Source organism: Flavobacterium bomense (assembly GCF_003970355.1).
Genome location: NZ_RYDJ01000239.1, coordinates 1 through 1,093 on the forward strand (window position 1 = coordinate 1; position 1,093 = coordinate 1,093).

1 protein-coding gene is annotated in these 1,093 nt (G+C 34.6%); it reads left to right on the plus strand.

Translation table 11 applies throughout. From position 1 onward, the window contains the following. Positions 1 to 160: 160 nt before the first annotated feature. Positions 161 to 1,093, plus strand: a 933-nt coding sequence (locus tag EKL98_RS17005; protein WP_148104471.1) for an ArnT family glycosyltransferase, incomplete at its 3' end; no start/stop codon positions are given.

Sequence of the window (1,093 nt, forward strand, 5' to 3'; positions counted from 1 at the left end):
TTTCAGAGCAGCAACGATACGGAAAGATAGGAAGTTAACATAAGTATAAAACAAAGCGCATCTTCGCCAACCTGCCCAAATTTGGGTGTGTTTAGGAAGGTTTGTTTCTTTGCTGTGAAGTTTCCAGACTTCGTAGTCATTTACAATAAAAACACCATCAATGAAACAAAAGACTTTAATTTTAATCGGTTTTATTGCACTCAAATTGGTGTTGCAATACATTCTGATTAGTCCTGAATACGACTTGCAACGGGATGAATATTTGCATCTTGATCAAGCCAACCATTTAGCTTGGGGATTTCAGTCGGTGCCGCCATTTACTTCTTGGATTTCGTATCTCATTCTGTTATTGGGAAACTCATTTTTTTGGATAAAATTTTTTCCAGCACTATTTGGAGCATTGACCCTTTATGTGGTTTGGAAAGCCATTGAAGCACTGAACGGAAATACATTTGCATTAATATTAGGAGCCACTTGTGTCTTGTTTTCAGCACTTTTGCGTCTTAATATGCTCTATCAACCCAACTCATTTGATGTGTTGTGTTGGACAAGCATATATTTTATCGGCATCAAATATTTCAAAACAGAAAACACAAAATGGCTTTTTATAGGCGCTATAGTATTTGCTTTAGGATTCTTTAATAAATACAATATTGTGTTTTTACTAGTTGGATTATTTCCTGCCATACTCTTTACAAAACAGCGAAAAATAGTGCTTCAACCTAAACTATATTTGGCTTTATTAACCGGATTATTGCTTATTTTGCCTAATTTGTTGTGGCAGTACAACAATAATTTTCCGGTAATTGCTCATATGAAGGAATTATCAGCAACACAATTGGTGAATGTAAACAGAATTGATTTTTTGAAGGCCCAATTGCTGTTTTACATAGGTTCCATTTTTGTAATTTTTTCCGCTTTTTATGCCTTACTTTTTTACAAACCCTTTAAGCCGTATCGTTGCTTTTTTTGGAGCATTATTTTTACTTTGGTTGTATTTATGTACTTCAAAGCCAAAGATTATTACGCCATTGGAATTTCCCCCCTTTACATTTCGTTTGGCGCCGTTTATCTAGAATCTATTTTGCAAAAC